Origin of the sequence: Alitabrizicola rongguiensis (genome assembly GCF_021491355.1) — a bacterium.
Classification (GTDB): Bacteria; Pseudomonadota; Alphaproteobacteria; order Rhodobacterales; family Rhodobacteraceae; genus Aliitabrizicola; species Aliitabrizicola rongguiensis.
Map to the genome: position 1 here is coordinate 798,184 of NZ_JAKENF010000001.1, position 13,130 is coordinate 811,313.

A 13,130-nucleotide genomic window follows, 5' to 3' on the forward strand; every position below is an offset into this window, starting at 1 on the left:
CGTTGCGATGGAATTGATATTCCAAATTTGGCACAAAGCAAATGAAAAATTCCAATTTGCCGGATCGACCCGTATGTCGGTTAGATCGACTCGGCGACGTGCAGTTGCGGAGGCAGGAAGATTTCGCCGATCCTCGCCTCGGCCTGACGGTTGAGAGCCGCATCGCCCATCGTCTGGAACAGGGCGCGGCAGAGGCGGTCGAGAGGCGTGTCGATCACCATGTCCACCAGCCCTTCGGCCAGGCCGGCGCGCGACTCGGGCGTAAGGGCGCTGACGATCAGCGCGATACGCCCCGCCGCGCGTAGCTCGCGCAGCGCCGCGATTGCACCCTCCATCCCGCCGCCCGCGACATAGACGCCCCGCAGGTCCTGATGGCGAGCGGCCAGCGCCAGCGTCGCCTCGTAGGTCAGCTGCCGGGTTTCGAGGTTCACCATCGTGTCGGTGACATCCAGATGGGGTGCACATTCCCTCAGGAAGCTCCGAAACCCCGATTCGCGCAATTCGTGCCCGTGCCAGCGATGCCCACCAACGAACAGGGCGACCTTTCCGGGCTGCCGCGCCGTCAGTGCCATGAGCCAGCCTGCAGTCCTGCCAACCTTGAGATTGTCGAGCCCCAGATAGCCGGCACGCACCGAAGGCGCGAACTCGGACAGGAGCGAGAAGACCCGCAGGCCCCGCGCGTTTAGGTCTTCGACCGCAGCCGTCACCTCGGGGTGGTTCACCGCCGTCGCGGCCAGGACATCGCATCGCCCTTCCATCGATCGCAGGAGGGCGGCCATCTCGGACGGAGCCTGAGACGCCGAGAATTCCAGCACCAGATGCGGGCGCGCCCAGTAAACCTCGGCCACGGCGCGATGCAGTTCTTGTGCGAATGCCTTGTAGAAGTCCTGGCCCTGCTTGTGGAGCACCACGCCGAACCGGATCTCGGGCAGTTGCGCGGTGCCTGCAGCCCCGAGGCGTGCGGCGGCCGGATGACCGATCCGGTGCGCTACGTCGATGACATGGGCACGCGTTGCGGCGGCAACGGCCTGGCGACCATTCAGGAGCCGGTCGATTGTCGCAACCGAAACACCCGCGGCCTGGGCCAGCTCACTCATTCCGGGGCGGCGGGGCATGTCACCTCCTGACGAAAATTCGTCAAACGTCCCCCGGAATATGCCGCAAAATGACGAGGAACAAAACTCCTGCATTTGGCCGGCTTGGAATTTTCATTCTATCATGGGGCAGAAGCCGCTCCGGATCGGGGCGGGAGTGGGAGGAGTGAAATGGCACGACGCGATTACAGTCTGCTTGGGCCGGATGCGAAGCGTGCGGTAGAAACCGGGCTCGCGGCGGCGGAATGGTATCACACCGAAGTGCCGCGGAAGGACATGAAGGCGCTGATGCAGCGCTCCGACGGCCCGGCCATCCGCGACACGATCCTGTGGTTGGGCGGCATGGTGCTGTTCGCCGGCATCGGGATCGCGCTTTGGCCCTCGTGGTGGTCGGCGCCGTTCTGGCTTGCCTATGGCGTCCTCTACGGCTCGGCTTCCGACTCGCGATGGCACGAATGCAGCCATGGGACCGCGTTCAAGACGCCGTGGATGAACGACTGGGTCTACAACATCGCCTCGTTCATGATCCTGCGGAACCCGGTCACCTGGCGCTGGAGCCATGCCCGCCACCATACCGACACCTATATCGTCGGCCGCGACCCCGAGATCGCAATCATGCGCCCGCCAGTCTTTGCCAAGCTTGTTCTGAACTTCTTCGGCATTCTGGACGCCTGGAACGGCTGGGGGCGGATGCTTCTGAACGCCAGCGGGCGGCTTGATCCAGAGGAAGCGACATTCGTTCCCGACAGCGAGAAGCCGAAGGTTGTCAGTGTCGCGCGCATCTGGGTGGTGATCTATGCCGCGACCATCGGGCTCGCGCTCTGGATGGGGTCCATCCTGCCACTGATGGTCATCGGCCTTCCCCGGCTCTACGGCGCTTGGCACCATGTGATGACCGGGCTTCTGCAACATGGCGGGTTGGCGGACAATGTGATCGACCATCGCCTGAACAGCCGCACCGTCTTCATGAACCCGATCAGCCGCTTCATCTACTGGAACATGAACTATCATGTCGAACACCACATGTTCCCGATGGTGCCCTATCACGCGCTGCCGAAGCTCCACGCGATGATCAAGCACGACCTTCCGGCGCCGAACCGGTCGATCGCCGAGGGCTTTGCCGAGATGTGGCCCGCGCTGAAGCGGCAACTGCGTTACGAGGACTATTTCCTCAAGCGCGAGCTGCCGCCGACCGCCCGCCCCTACCGCGAGGATTTCCACCGCTCCGCCCTTGGGGAAGCGGGCGCGACCGCGGCGGAATGACGACAGACCGGAACAGGGAGGAAAACCGATGAACCAGTGGATTGATGCCTGCGCAACCGACGAGATCGACGAAGAGGACCTGATCCGCTTCGACCACGGGGGCAGGACATACGCCATCTACCATTCACCTGAGGGCAAGTTCTACTGCACCGATGGTCTGTGCAGCCACGAGCAAGTGCATCTGGCCGACGGGCTGGTGATGGGCCACCTGATCGAATGCCCCAAGCACAACGGGCAGTTCGACTACCGCACGGGCGAGGCGAAGCGCGCGCCGGTCTGCGTGAACCTGCGCACCTACCCGGTGAAGGTCGAAGGTGGCCGCATCCTGATCGAGGTGGCATGATGGCGCGTCCGACGGTTCACGACCTTCTGGCCAGCCGCGGTAAGCACCAATACGCCATGCTGCGCGTCGACACGCTGGAAGAGGCCGAAGCGGCAGCCGAGGCCGGGGTAGAGCTTCTGTCTGTTCCGCCGTCGATGATCTTCGACCGGCGGTTCCGCGAAGTGGCGCCCGATGCGTTCGCCTTTCCCGGCGAGAACTTCTACGAGATCGGCGACACGGCCGATTTCCTGAAATGGGCCTTCCCGCTCTACAAGCACGGCGCAGACGCCGTGTATTGCTCCGGTTCGCTGCGCACCGTGCAGGCGTTGGCCGAGAACGCGATCCCGGTCTGTGGCCATGTCGGCCTGATCCCTTCGAAGCGCACCTGGACCGGAGGTTTCAAGGCCGTCGGCAAGACGCTGGAAACCGCGCAACTGGTCTGGAGCCAGGTCAGGGCACTGGAAGAGGCCGGTGCCTTTGCGGCAGAGATCGAGGTTGTTCCCCATTCCATAACGGCAGCGATCGCGGAAAGGACGAGCCTGTTCCTGATTTCGATGGGCGCGGGCCGGGGCGGGCATGCGCAGTACCTCTTCTCGGAGGATGTGCTGGGTGAAAACACGGGGCATATCCCGCGTCACGCCAAGGTTTACCGCGACTTCGCCGCCGAACATGCCCGGCTCCAGCAGGAGCGGATTGCGGCCTACAGCGAGTTTGCCGGCGACGTCCACGACGGCAGCTACCCGGCGCCGCAACATCTGGTCGATTGTGATCCCGATGTTGTGGATGCATTCCGCAACTGGCTGGACGATCAGGCCTGAGCCCTCAAAGGCGGAAGCGCAGGCTCATCATCTGGCCGGACCGCAGCAGGTCGATCCGCCAGCGTGATGTCTGATCTTCCGCCATTTGCTCGACATCGGAGGTGGTGGCGATCTCATGCCCGTTGATGGCCTTGATGATATCGCCCTGCTCCAGTCCGGCCCGCTCGGCGATGTCATCGACCGAAGCGGCCACGACACCTTCGACATCGAGCGGCAGGCCAAGCTCATCGGCCACCGCAGGGTTGATCCTCGCGACTGTCAGGCCGCGCAGCGGGCTGTTCATTGTGATGGTGCGCGTATCGCGCGAGGGAGTGTCAGGCGGCGCGATCAGCTGGATCGAGGCCGTGTTCTGCTTGGCGTCATGCAGATAGACGACAGAAGCGGTCGAGCCGATCCCGGTGGTGGTTAGCCGGAACAGCATCTCTTCCGGCGAATTCACCGCGACACCGCCAACCGAAAGCACGATATCGCCCGCCCTCAGCCCCGCCGCGGCCAGCGGGCTGTCGGGATGGAGAGAGATCAGGGCGACGCCTTCGGGGCGGTCCAATCCCATCGCCTCGGCCATGCTGTCATCGACCGCCTGACCGGCCACACCAGCCCAGGGGCGCTGGAAACGGGCAGCCCCGGATTGGGCCTGCTCGACGAAATGCTTCACGAGATTGGAGGGAATGGCGAAACCGATGCCGAGCGATCCGCCTGTCTTTGAAATGATCGCGGTATTTATTCCGACGAGACGCCCCTGGATATCGACCAGGGCACCGCCAGAGTTGCCGGGATTGATTGCAGCGTCGGTCTGGATGAACAACCCGTGCCCGTCGCCCACCGAGGGCATCGACCGCGCGAGACCAGAAACGATCCCGGAGGAAACGGTCTGCCCCACGCCGAACGGATCGCCGATCGCCAGCACAAGATCCCCCACCTGTAGCTCGTCACTGTCCCGGATGGGCAGCGCCTGCAGGCCGGTGGCGTCTTCCAGCTTCAGCACCGCAAGGTCGCTTTCCTTGTCGGCAAGCAGAACCTTGGCGTCGAACTCCCGGCGATCGTTCAGGACCACCCGGATCTCGCTCGCATCTCCGACCACGTGGTAGTTAGAGACGACCAGCCCGTCGGCCGCCACGATCACCCCCGAACCGAGCGAGTGCTGCACACGGGGCGTCGCTGGCGCAAAATCGCGAAAAAACTGCGAGAAGAACGAGTCGTCCACAAAGGGGCTTTGCCGATCCTCGACGATACGCGTCGTGTAGATGTTAACCACCGCCGGAGCCGCCGAGCGAACGACGGGGGCAAAGCTGAGGTCCATCTGCATCTGGCTTTGCGGAACAGCGGTTTCGGCGAGGACCGGAGAGGCGAGCAGCAGAAGGGCAAGGGAGGCGCGGATGAGGCGGGGTGGCATGGCGGACTCCTTGACGCAATTGCGCTGAAGGTATGTGCCGAGCCGGCCGGACCCGCAAGGAGGGCACGCAGATGTGAAAAGGCCCGCCACTGGGGCGGGCCGTAGTCTGCCGGGATGTGCCGTGGCTTACGCCTCGGCAGCTTCCTCGGCGGCGGTGCGGGCCTTGTCTGCGGCCCCCTTCGCATTCGGGTCGCGGTCGACGAATTCGATGATCGCCATCGGCGCCATGTCGCCATAGCGGAAGCCGGCCTTCAGCACGCGGACATAGCCGCCCTGACGGTTCTTGTAGCGCGGGCCAAGGATGGCAAACAGGCGCTCGACATGCTTGTCCTCTTTCAGCTGCGCGTCGGCCTGGCGGCGGGCGTGCAGGTCACCGCGCTTGGCCAGCGTGATGAGCTTTTCGACGATCGGGCGCAGTTCTTTCGCTTTCGGCAGGGTGGTCTTGATCTGCTCGTGCTCAATCAGGGCACCGGCCATGTTGGCGAACAGCGCCTTGCGGTGTTCGTGGGTACGGTTCAGACGGCGGTAGCCGCGGGCGTGACGCATGATGGTCTCCTAACGTCTCGTTTTGCTTTGTGTTGCCGGCCTGCGTGGGACCGGCGTCGTTGGGGCGGGATTGCCCAGGTGTTCCCCGCATGGGCGGGCATTGAAGGGGTGCGGAAGAACCCGCGCCCCGAAGCCTTAGAACTGGTCTTCGAAGCGCTTGGCGAGGTCTTCGATGTTCTCCGGCGGCCAGTCCTCGACATCCATGCCGAGGTGCAGGCCCATGCCCGAGAGGACTTCCTTGATCTCGTTGAGCGATTTGCGGCCGAAGTTCGGGGTGCGGAGCATCTCGGCTTCGGTCTTCTGGATGAGATCGCCGATATAGACGATGTTGTCGTTCTTGAGGCAGTTGGCCGAACGGACCGAAAGTTCCAGCTCGTCCACCTTCTTGAGGAGGAGCGGGTTGAACTCCAGACCGTCTTCCACGTCGCCGCGGGTCGCCGATTCGGGCTCTTCGAAGTTGACGAAGATCGACAGCTGGTCCTGCAGGATGCGAGCGGCGTAGGCCACGGCATCATCCGGCGTCAGCGATCCGTCGGTTTCGACCTTCATCGTCAGCTTGTCGTAGTCAAGCACCTGACCTTCGCGGGTCGGCGTGACTTCGTAGCTGACCTTCTTAACCGGCGAATAGATTGCGTCGATCGGGATCAGGCCGATCGGCGCATCCTCGGGGCGGTTCTTGTCCGCCGCGACATAGCCCTTGCCGGTGTTGACCGTCAGTTCCATGAACACGTCGGCGCCGTCGTCGAGGTGGCAGATCACGTGATCCTTGTTCAGGACCTCGATGCCGTTCGATTCCGAGATGTCGCCGGCGGTGACCACGCCCGGGCCCTTGGCCGAGATCGACAGGCGCTTCGGCCCTTCGACTTCCATCTTCAGCGACACGCCCTTGAGGTTCAGGACGATGTCCGTGACATCCTCGCGGACGCCCGCCACCGATGAGAACTCGTGCAGGACGTTGTCGATCTGGACGGAGGTGATGGCGGCGCCCTGCAGCGACGACAGCAGCACGCGGCGCAGCGCGTTGCCAAGGGTCAGGCCGAAGCCGCGTTCCAGCGGCTCGGCAACGACCGTGGCCTGACGCGACGGATCGGCACCCGGCCGAACGTCGAGCTGCGTCGGCTTGATCAGTTCTTGCCAGTTCTTGTGGATCATGCGTGTCGCCTCCATACCAGTCTGTCGCCCATGTCCGTAAGCGGCAGACACCCGAGGTTCAAAATGACGAATCCGGGCCGCGCGAGGGCGCGACCCGGGAAAGGTTGTCCTGCGTCAGACGCGGCGACGCTTCGGCGGACGGCAGCCGTTGTGGGCAATCGGCGTAACGTCGCGGATCGAGGTGATGTTGAAGCCCACGGCAGCCAGCGCACGCAGCGCCGACTCACGACCCGAACCCGGGCCCTGGACTTCCACTTCGAGGGTGCGAACGCCGTGCTCCTGCGCCTTGCGGCCAGCATCCTCGGCAGCCATCTGGGCGGCATAGGGGGTCGACTTGCGCGAGCCCTTGAAGCCCATCGTGCCGGCCGACGACCACGAGATCGCGTTGCCCTGCACGTCCGAGATCAGGATCTTGGTGTTGTTGAACGAAGAGTTCACATGCGCAACGCCAGCGGCGATGTTCTTGCGCTCTTTCTTCTTCGCGCGGATCTTGTCACGAGCCATTGTCCTGCCCCCTTACTTCTTCTTGCCGGCGATCGGCTTGGCCGGGCCCTTGCGGGTGCGGGCGTTGGTGTGGGTGCGCTGGCCGCGGACCGGGAGATTGCGGCGGTGACGCAGACCGCGGTACGAGCCGAGGTCCATCAGGCGCTTGATGTTGGTCGCGACTTCGCGGCGCAGGTCGCCTTCGACGGTGAAGTTAGCGTCGATGTATTCGCGGATCGCCAGCACTTCGGCGTCGGTCAGGTCATTGACCCGGCGCGCGCGGTCGATGTTGTTCGCTTCGCAGATCTGCTCGGCGAAGTGCGGCCCGATGCCGTGGATGTACTGGAGCGCGATCGGAACGCGCTTGCCCGTGGGGATGTTGACGCCAGCAATACGTGCCACGCGTATCTTCCTTTCGTTGCGGTTCCGTCATGCCAGAACCTTTTTTCACAACTCCGGTCCCCTGCCATTGGCCGGTCCGGATCGACTGATCCGTCTCGAACAGGTCGAAACGGACGATTCTCTTGCGAGACGCCGTGATCTATGGGGTTTTCACCATAGCGTCAAGGGCTGGAACGACCTGATCAGGGCTTGTCAAGAACTTTCCGGATCGCGACCGAAACCTCGTCCATCTCGGCCAATCCATCGACCGTCGCCAGCTTGCCCTTGGCATAGTAGTAGCCGATCAGGGGCGAGGTCTTCTTGTAGTATTCCATGAGCCGCTGCTTCAGCGCGTCCTCATTGTCGTCGGCTCGGCGCTTCAGGTCGGTCGAGCCGCAAACATCGCAGACGCCCCTGACTTTCGTGGGCTTCGTGACGTCGTGATAGACCTCGCCGCAGCTGCCACAGGTGAAGCGGCCGGTGATGCGGGCAACCAGCGCCGCATCGTCGACCTGCATCTCGACGACGGCATCGAGCTTCTGGCCAAGCCTGTCCAGCAGCTGGCCAAGTGCATCGGCCTGCGGCAGCGTCCGGGGAAAGCCGTCGAAGATGAAGCCCGCGCCGTCGGAACCGGCCAGACGTTCCTCGATCAGGCCGATCACGATTTCATCGGTGACAAGCGCACCGCGATCCATCACCTCGGCCACGCGGCGGCCCATCTCGCTGCCCGAGGATTTCGCCTCGCGCAGCATGTCACCGGTCGACAGCTGGATCATGCCCCGTTCTTCGACCAGTCGCTTCGCCTGCGTGCCCTTGCCCGCACCCGGGGGGCCCAGAAGGATGATGTTCAGCATGAGGTCCTCAGCGACGGGCGGGTGCCTTGCGGGTCGTGGTGCGCTTCTTGCCGCGCAGCTGCGACCGCTCGATCAGACCTTCATACTGGTGCGCCAGCAGGTGTGACTGGATCTGGTTGATCGTGTCCATGGTCACGCTCACCACGATGAGCACCGAGGTGCCGCCGAAGTAGAACGGGATCGCGAACTGGGTGCGCAGGATTTCCGGCAGGATGCAGACCAGCGCCAGATAGCCGGAACCGATCACGAGCACGCGGTTGACCACGTATTCCAGATAAGCCTCGGTATTCTTGCCCGGACGGATGCCGGGGATGAAGCCGCTCTGGTTCTTCAGGTTGTCCGCAACGTCATCGCTCTTGAAGGCAACGTTGTGGGTATAGAAATACGAGAAGAAGACGATCATGCCGGCGTAGAACAGGATATGCAGCGGCTGCCCTGGCCCCAGATAGGCAAGGATCGTCGACAGGATCGGGCTGGTCGAGTTGGCCGAGAAGGCCGCGATCGTGGTCGGCAGCAACAGCAGCGACGAGGCGAAGATCGCCGGGATCACGCCCGAGGGGTTGACCTTGATCGGCAGGTGGCTGGAACCGCCGTCGTAGACCTTCATGCCGACCTGGCGGCGGGGATACTGGATGTGGATCTTGCGCAGCGCGCGCTCCATGAACACCACGAAGGCGATCACGACGACCACCATCACAAGCACACCGACGATCACCGGGGTCGAGATCGCGCCCGAGCGGCCCTGCGCCAGGAACTGTGCAAGGGCGCGCGGAATCTCCGCGACGATTCCGACGAAGATGATGAGCGAGATGCCGTTGCCGATACCGCGGGCGGTGATTTGCTCACCCAGCCACATCAGGAACATGGTGCCGCCGACCAGCGTAATCACGCAGGTCAGCTTGAAGGCCAGGCCCGGATCATGCGCCAGACCGCCAGCCTCGAGCGAAACCGCGATGCCCCAGGCCTGAAACGCCGCCAGCGCGACGGTGGCGTAGCGCGTGTACTGGTTGATCTTCTTGCGGCCTTGCTCGCCTTCCTTCTTCAGCGACTCGAGCGACGGCACGAGCGATGTCAGAAGCTGCACGATGATCGAGGCCGAGATATAGGGCATGATCCCGAGGGCGAAGATCCCCATCCGGCTGATCGCGCCGCCGGTGAACATGTTCAGGATCCCGCCGATGCCGGCAGTCGCCTTTTCCATGAAGCTCAGAAGCGCGGTGCCATCGATCCCCGCGACCGGGATGTAGGTGCCCAGCCGGTAGATGATGAGTAGCCCGATCGTGAAGAAGATGCGTTGGCGAAGGTCGGTGGCCTTGCCAAGGGCGCCCCAGCTTAGGTTCGCCGCCATTTGCTCTGCAGCAGATGCCATGCCCAGTACTTTCTGCGCTAGCTTTGTATGAGAGCGCCGCCGTACCGTTCTCCGGTCGGCGGCGCGGGAAAACACTGCTGATGTAAGCGGGATCGCTCCCGCTCACAACCGCTTATTCGGCCGCAGCTGCCGCCACCTTCAGCGAACCACCTGCTTTCGCAACGGCTTCAACCGCTGCTGCCGATGCGCCGGTGACTTCCAGCGTCACCTTCGAGGTGATTTCGCCCTTCGCGAGGATGCGCACGCCATCCAGCTTGCGGCGGACGAGACCCGAAGCGACCAGCGCGTCTTCGGTGATGGTCTCTTTCGCGTTCAGCTTGCCCTCGGCGATGAATTTCTCGATCAGGCCCAGGTTTACGACCGCGTAATGCAGCTTGTTCGGCTTGGTGAAGCCGCGCTTCGGCAGGCGGCGATAGAGCGGCATCTGGCCGCCTTCGTAGCCACCCAGAGCCACGCCCGAGCGGGACTTTTGACCCTTGATACCACGACCGGCGGTCTTGCCCTTGCCCGAGCCCGGGCCACGCGCCACGCGCTTCTGCTTGCGGGCTGCGCCTTCGTTGTCGCGCAGTTCGTTCAGTTTCATGTCGCTTCTCCTTGCCGGAACTGACCCCAGAGCGACCAAAGGGCCAAACACGGCTTTTCTTGATTGTGAGTCGTGGCACGGATTGCCACCGTGCGCGTATAGACGCAGCCGATCCGTAGCGCAAGCCCGCGTCGGGTGGGCTGTCCGCCCACCCTGGAATCGCAAGTGTCAGGCCGCCGAAGCCGGCCAGACGAATTCTGGGCGCAGTCCGACATAGACGGGGCGGCCATCATGCGGCGCCGGGTAGCCTTTGGATTCGTCCCAGAACGCGTGATAGGTCGCTTTCGGGAACTTGGCGTCGTCATAGCCCATGACATTCGGAACCGCGACGCGGATGCGGTGTTGCTTGTCGTCCAGCATCAGGACAGCGCCACAATCGCTGCAAAGGCAGATTTCCAGTGGGCCGTTAGGGTTGTCCTTGTTGAAGGGCACCCGCTTCATCTTCTCGGGGTGATCGACGTTGATGTCCTTGTAGTTGAAGAAAGCCACATGCGTCGTGTGCTGCCCGGTCACGGACTTGCAGACGTTGCAATGGCATTCGTGGTTGTCGATCGGTTCTGCGCTGGCAGTGACATGCACATGCTCGCAGCCGCCTGAGTATTTCGCAGCCATCCATTCCTCCCTTGGCCACCAGATCACGAGGATCCTTACGCCCGTTCTCCTCCTCCGAGCCCGGGCTGAGCGAAGTCGTAGCACGCCGTTGCGGAAATGAGAAACGCCCCGGAGTGATCCGGGGCGTGTCATGATTGTCAGCGGAAGCTGGAACTCCCGGCTGAAATCTCAGTTCTTTTCCTCGATGATCTGCACCAGGTGCGGGATCGAGTTCACCATGCCGCGGACCGAGGGCGTATCCTCGAGCTCGCGCGTGCGGTTCAGTTTGTTCAGGCCAAGCCCTTTCAGCGTCGCGGTCTGGACGGCCGGACGCCGGGCAGCCGAAGCCACCTGCTTGACGACGATGGTTTTCTTCGCAGCCATGATCAGGCCTCCACCACTTCGGCTTCAGGCTTTTTCAGGATGTCGGCCACCTTCTTGCCGCGGCGCTGCGCGACCGAACGGGGGCTCGATTCCTGTTTCAGGCCGTCGATCGTCGCGCGAACCATGTTGTAGGGGTTCTGCGAGCCGAGCGATTTCGCCACCACGTCCTGGATGCCGAGCATCTCGAACACGGCGCGCATCGGGCCGCCGGCGATGATGCCGGTACCGGCCACGGCGGTGCGCATCACGACCTTGCCGGCGCCATGACGGCCCTCGATGTCGTGGTGCAGCGTCCGGCCGTCACGCAGGGCGACGCGGATCATCTGGCGCTTGGCCTGTTCCGTTGCCTTGCGGATCGCTTCCGGCACTTCCTTGGCCTTGCCCTTGCCGAAGCCGACGCGGCCGCGCTGGTCACCGACCACCACGAGCGCGGCGAAACCGAAGCGCTTGCCGCCCTTCACGGTTTTCGACACGCGGTTGATCGCCACCAGACGGTCGGCGAATTCCGGGGTCTCTTCCCGCTCGCGACGGTCTTCGCGACGTTCCCGGCGGTTTTCACGTTCTGCCATGTCTAACTCCTCAGAACTTCAGGCCGCCTTCACGGGCAGCATCGGCCAAAGCCTTGATCTTCCCGTGAAAGAGGAAACCGCCGCGGTCGAAGTAGCATTCTTCGATCCCGGCCTTCTTGGCGCGCTCCGCAATGGTCGCACCGACTTTCGCCGCCGCTTCCACATTGTTCTTGCCGACGAAGCCCAGATCCTTTTCGAGGGTCGAGGCGGCGGCAACGGTCACGCCGTTGACATCGTCGATCAGCTGCACGCTGATGTTCTTGCTGGACCGATGAACCGAGAGGCGCAGGCGCCCGTTGGCCATCGACTTGATCTTGTTCCGCACGCGCAGGCGGCGCTTGAGGAACAGCTCTCGCTTGTTGTTCGCCATTTCTCTCGCCCTTACTTCTTCTTGCCTTCCTTGCGGAACACGAACTCATCCTTGTACCGGATGCCCTTGCCCTTGTAGGGCTCGGGGCGTTTCCAGTCGCGGATGTTCGCGGCGACCTGACCGACCAGCTGTTGGTCGATGCCTTCCACCACGATTTCGGTCTGCTTCGGAGACGTGACGGTCACACCCTTCGGCACTTCGAAGTTCACTTCGTGGCTGAAGCCGAGCGACAGTTTCAGGACGTTGCCAGCCATCGCGGCGCGGTAGCCCACGCCCTGGATCTCCAGCTCTTTCTTGAAACCGGTGGTCACGCCGGTGACCAGGTTCTCGACCATTGAGCGGGCCATGCCCCACTGCTGGCGCGCCCGCTTGGACGTGCCGCGCGGAGTAACCGTGACGGCATTGTCCGCCAGGGTCAGGGTCACGTCGTCGGTCGCGGTGAAGGTCCGGGTGCCTTTCGGCCCCTTCACTTCGATGGTCTGGCCCGAGATCGAAGCGGTCACGCCCTTGGCGAGTTCAACGGGTTTCTTGCCGATACGAGACATTCAACCCTCCTTAGAACACGGTGCAGAGCACTTCGCCGCCAACGTTGGCAGAGCGTGCAGCTGCATCGGACATGACGCCTTTCGGCGTGGAGACGATCGAGACGCCAAGGCCGTTACGGACCGAAGGAATGTCCTTCACGCCCATGTAAACCCGGCGGCCGGGCTTCGAGACGCGCTTGATCTCGCGGATCACCGGCTCGCCTTCGAAGTATTTCAGGCTGATGACGAGTTCGCCCTGACCGTTTTCGGTCGAGTTCTTCTCGTAGCCGCGGATATAGCCTTCGCCCGCAAGCACATCGAGCACCCAGGCGCGCAGCTTGGAAGCCGGCGTCGAGACGGTCGATTTGCCGCGCAGTTGCGCGTTGCGGATGCGGGTCAGCATATCGCCGAGGGGATCGTTCACAGACATAGCG

The 13,130-nt window shown here is 63.3% G+C and carries 18 protein-coding genes; 3 read left to right on the plus strand and 15 right to left on the minus strand.

The window, feature by feature from the left end; all coding sequences use genetic code 11:
- Positions 1-80 precede the first annotated feature (80 nt).
- Complete coding sequence (locus tag L0V05_RS03920; RefSeq protein WP_234868745.1) at positions 81-1,115, minus strand: LacI family DNA-binding transcriptional regulator; 1,035 nt, start codon at positions 1,113-1,115, stop codon at positions 81-83.
- A gap of 150 nt (positions 1,116-1,265) precedes the next feature.
- Between L0V05_RS03920 and L0V05_RS03925 the strand changes: the two genes are divergently transcribed.
- The 3 genes from L0V05_RS03925 to L0V05_RS03935 are packed head-to-tail and all read left to right on the plus strand — an operon-like array spanning position 1,266 to position 3,497.
- On the plus strand, positions 1,266-2,357 hold the full coding sequence (locus L0V05_RS03925) for a fatty acid desaturase family protein (RefSeq protein ID WP_234868748.1): 1,092 nt from the start codon (positions 1,266-1,268) through the stop codon (positions 2,355-2,357).
- Positions 2,358-2,385: 28 nt separating this feature from the next.
- Positions 2,386-2,700, plus strand: coding sequence for a MocE family 2Fe-2S type ferredoxin (locus L0V05_RS03930; RefSeq protein WP_234868750.1), 315 nt, complete (start codon positions 2,386-2,388; stop codon positions 2,698-2,700).
- A complete protein-coding gene (locus L0V05_RS03935; RefSeq protein WP_234868752.1) occupies positions 2,700-3,497 on the plus strand; it encodes a 3-methyl-2-oxobutanoate hydroxymethyltransferase in 798 nt (265 codons plus the stop codon). Before L0V05_RS03930 ends, L0V05_RS03935 begins: the two co-directional genes overlap by 1 nt.
- A gap of 4 nt (positions 3,498-3,501) precedes the next feature.
- On the opposite strand, the gene L0V05_RS03940 is transcribed toward L0V05_RS03935, so the two are convergent.
- The 14 genes from L0V05_RS03940 to rpsH form a co-directional block, all read right to left on the minus strand.
- Positions 3,502-4,890, minus strand: a complete 1,389-nt coding sequence (locus L0V05_RS03940; RefSeq protein ID WP_234868755.1) for a Do family serine endopeptidase — start codon at positions 4,888-4,890, stop codon at positions 3,502-3,504.
- A gap of 126 nt (positions 4,891-5,016) precedes the next feature.
- Entirely contained in the window at positions 5,017-5,436 is a 420-nt protein-coding gene (gene rplQ / locus L0V05_RS03945) for a 50S ribosomal protein L17 (protein ID WP_234868757.1), read from the minus strand.
- A gap of 135 nt (positions 5,437-5,571) precedes the next feature.
- Positions 5,572-6,588, minus strand: a complete 1,017-nt coding sequence (locus L0V05_RS03950) for a DNA-directed RNA polymerase subunit alpha (RefSeq protein WP_234868760.1) — start codon at positions 6,586-6,588, stop codon at positions 5,572-5,574.
- Positions 6,589-6,702: 114 nt separating this feature from the next.
- On the minus strand, positions 6,703-7,092 hold the full coding sequence (gene rpsK / locus L0V05_RS03955; RefSeq protein WP_234868763.1) for a 30S ribosomal protein S11: 390 nt from the start codon (positions 7,090-7,092) through the stop codon (positions 6,703-6,705).
- A 12-nt stretch (positions 7,093-7,104) separates the two neighbouring features.
- Positions 7,105-7,473: a 30S ribosomal protein S13 gene (gene rpsM / locus L0V05_RS03960; RefSeq protein WP_234868765.1), complete on the minus strand. Its 369-nt coding sequence runs from the start codon at positions 7,471-7,473 to the stop codon at positions 7,105-7,107.
- A gap of 182 nt (positions 7,474-7,655) precedes the next feature.
- Positions 7,656-8,306 (minus strand): adenylate kinase, encoded by a 651-nt coding sequence (locus L0V05_RS03965; protein WP_234868767.1) that lies wholly within the window; start codon positions 8,304-8,306, stop codon positions 7,656-7,658.
- 7 nt (positions 8,307-8,313) lie between these two features.
- Positions 8,314-9,675: a preprotein translocase subunit SecY gene (secY, locus tag L0V05_RS03970; protein ID WP_234868770.1), complete on the minus strand. Its 1,362-nt coding sequence runs from the start codon at positions 9,673-9,675 to the stop codon at positions 8,314-8,316.
- Positions 9,676-9,787: 112 nt separating this feature from the next.
- A complete protein-coding gene (rplO, locus tag L0V05_RS03975) occupies positions 9,788-10,258 on the minus strand; it encodes a 50S ribosomal protein L15 (RefSeq protein WP_234868772.1) in 471 nt (156 codons plus the stop codon).
- A gap of 168 nt (positions 10,259-10,426) precedes the next feature.
- Entirely contained in the window at positions 10,427-10,870 is a 444-nt protein-coding gene (locus tag L0V05_RS03980; RefSeq protein WP_234868774.1) for a GFA family protein, read from the minus strand.
- A 168-nt stretch (positions 10,871-11,038) separates the two neighbouring features.
- Positions 11,039-11,233 carry a 50S ribosomal protein L30 gene (rpmD, locus tag L0V05_RS03985; RefSeq protein WP_234868776.1) on the minus strand — a complete coding sequence of 65 codons (195 nt, stop codon included), beginning with the start codon at positions 11,231-11,233 and terminating at the stop codon, positions 11,039-11,041.
- A gap of 2 nt (positions 11,234-11,235) precedes the next feature.
- Positions 11,236-11,802, minus strand: coding sequence for a 30S ribosomal protein S5 (rpsE, locus tag L0V05_RS03990; RefSeq protein WP_234868779.1), 567 nt, complete (start codon positions 11,800-11,802; stop codon positions 11,236-11,238).
- 10 nt (positions 11,803-11,812) lie between these two features.
- Positions 11,813-12,172 (minus strand): 50S ribosomal protein L18, encoded by a 360-nt coding sequence (gene rplR, locus L0V05_RS03995; RefSeq protein ID WP_234868781.1) that lies wholly within the window; start codon positions 12,170-12,172, stop codon positions 11,813-11,815.
- 11 nt (positions 12,173-12,183) lie between these two features.
- On the minus strand, positions 12,184-12,717 hold the full coding sequence (gene rplF / locus L0V05_RS04000; RefSeq protein WP_234868784.1) for a 50S ribosomal protein L6: 534 nt from the start codon (positions 12,715-12,717) through the stop codon (positions 12,184-12,186).
- A gap of 10 nt (positions 12,718-12,727) precedes the next feature.
- On the minus strand, positions 12,728-13,126 hold the full coding sequence (rpsH, locus tag L0V05_RS04005) for a 30S ribosomal protein S8 (protein WP_234868787.1): 399 nt from the start codon (positions 13,124-13,126) through the stop codon (positions 12,728-12,730).
- Positions 13,127-13,130: the final 4 nt, after the last annotated feature.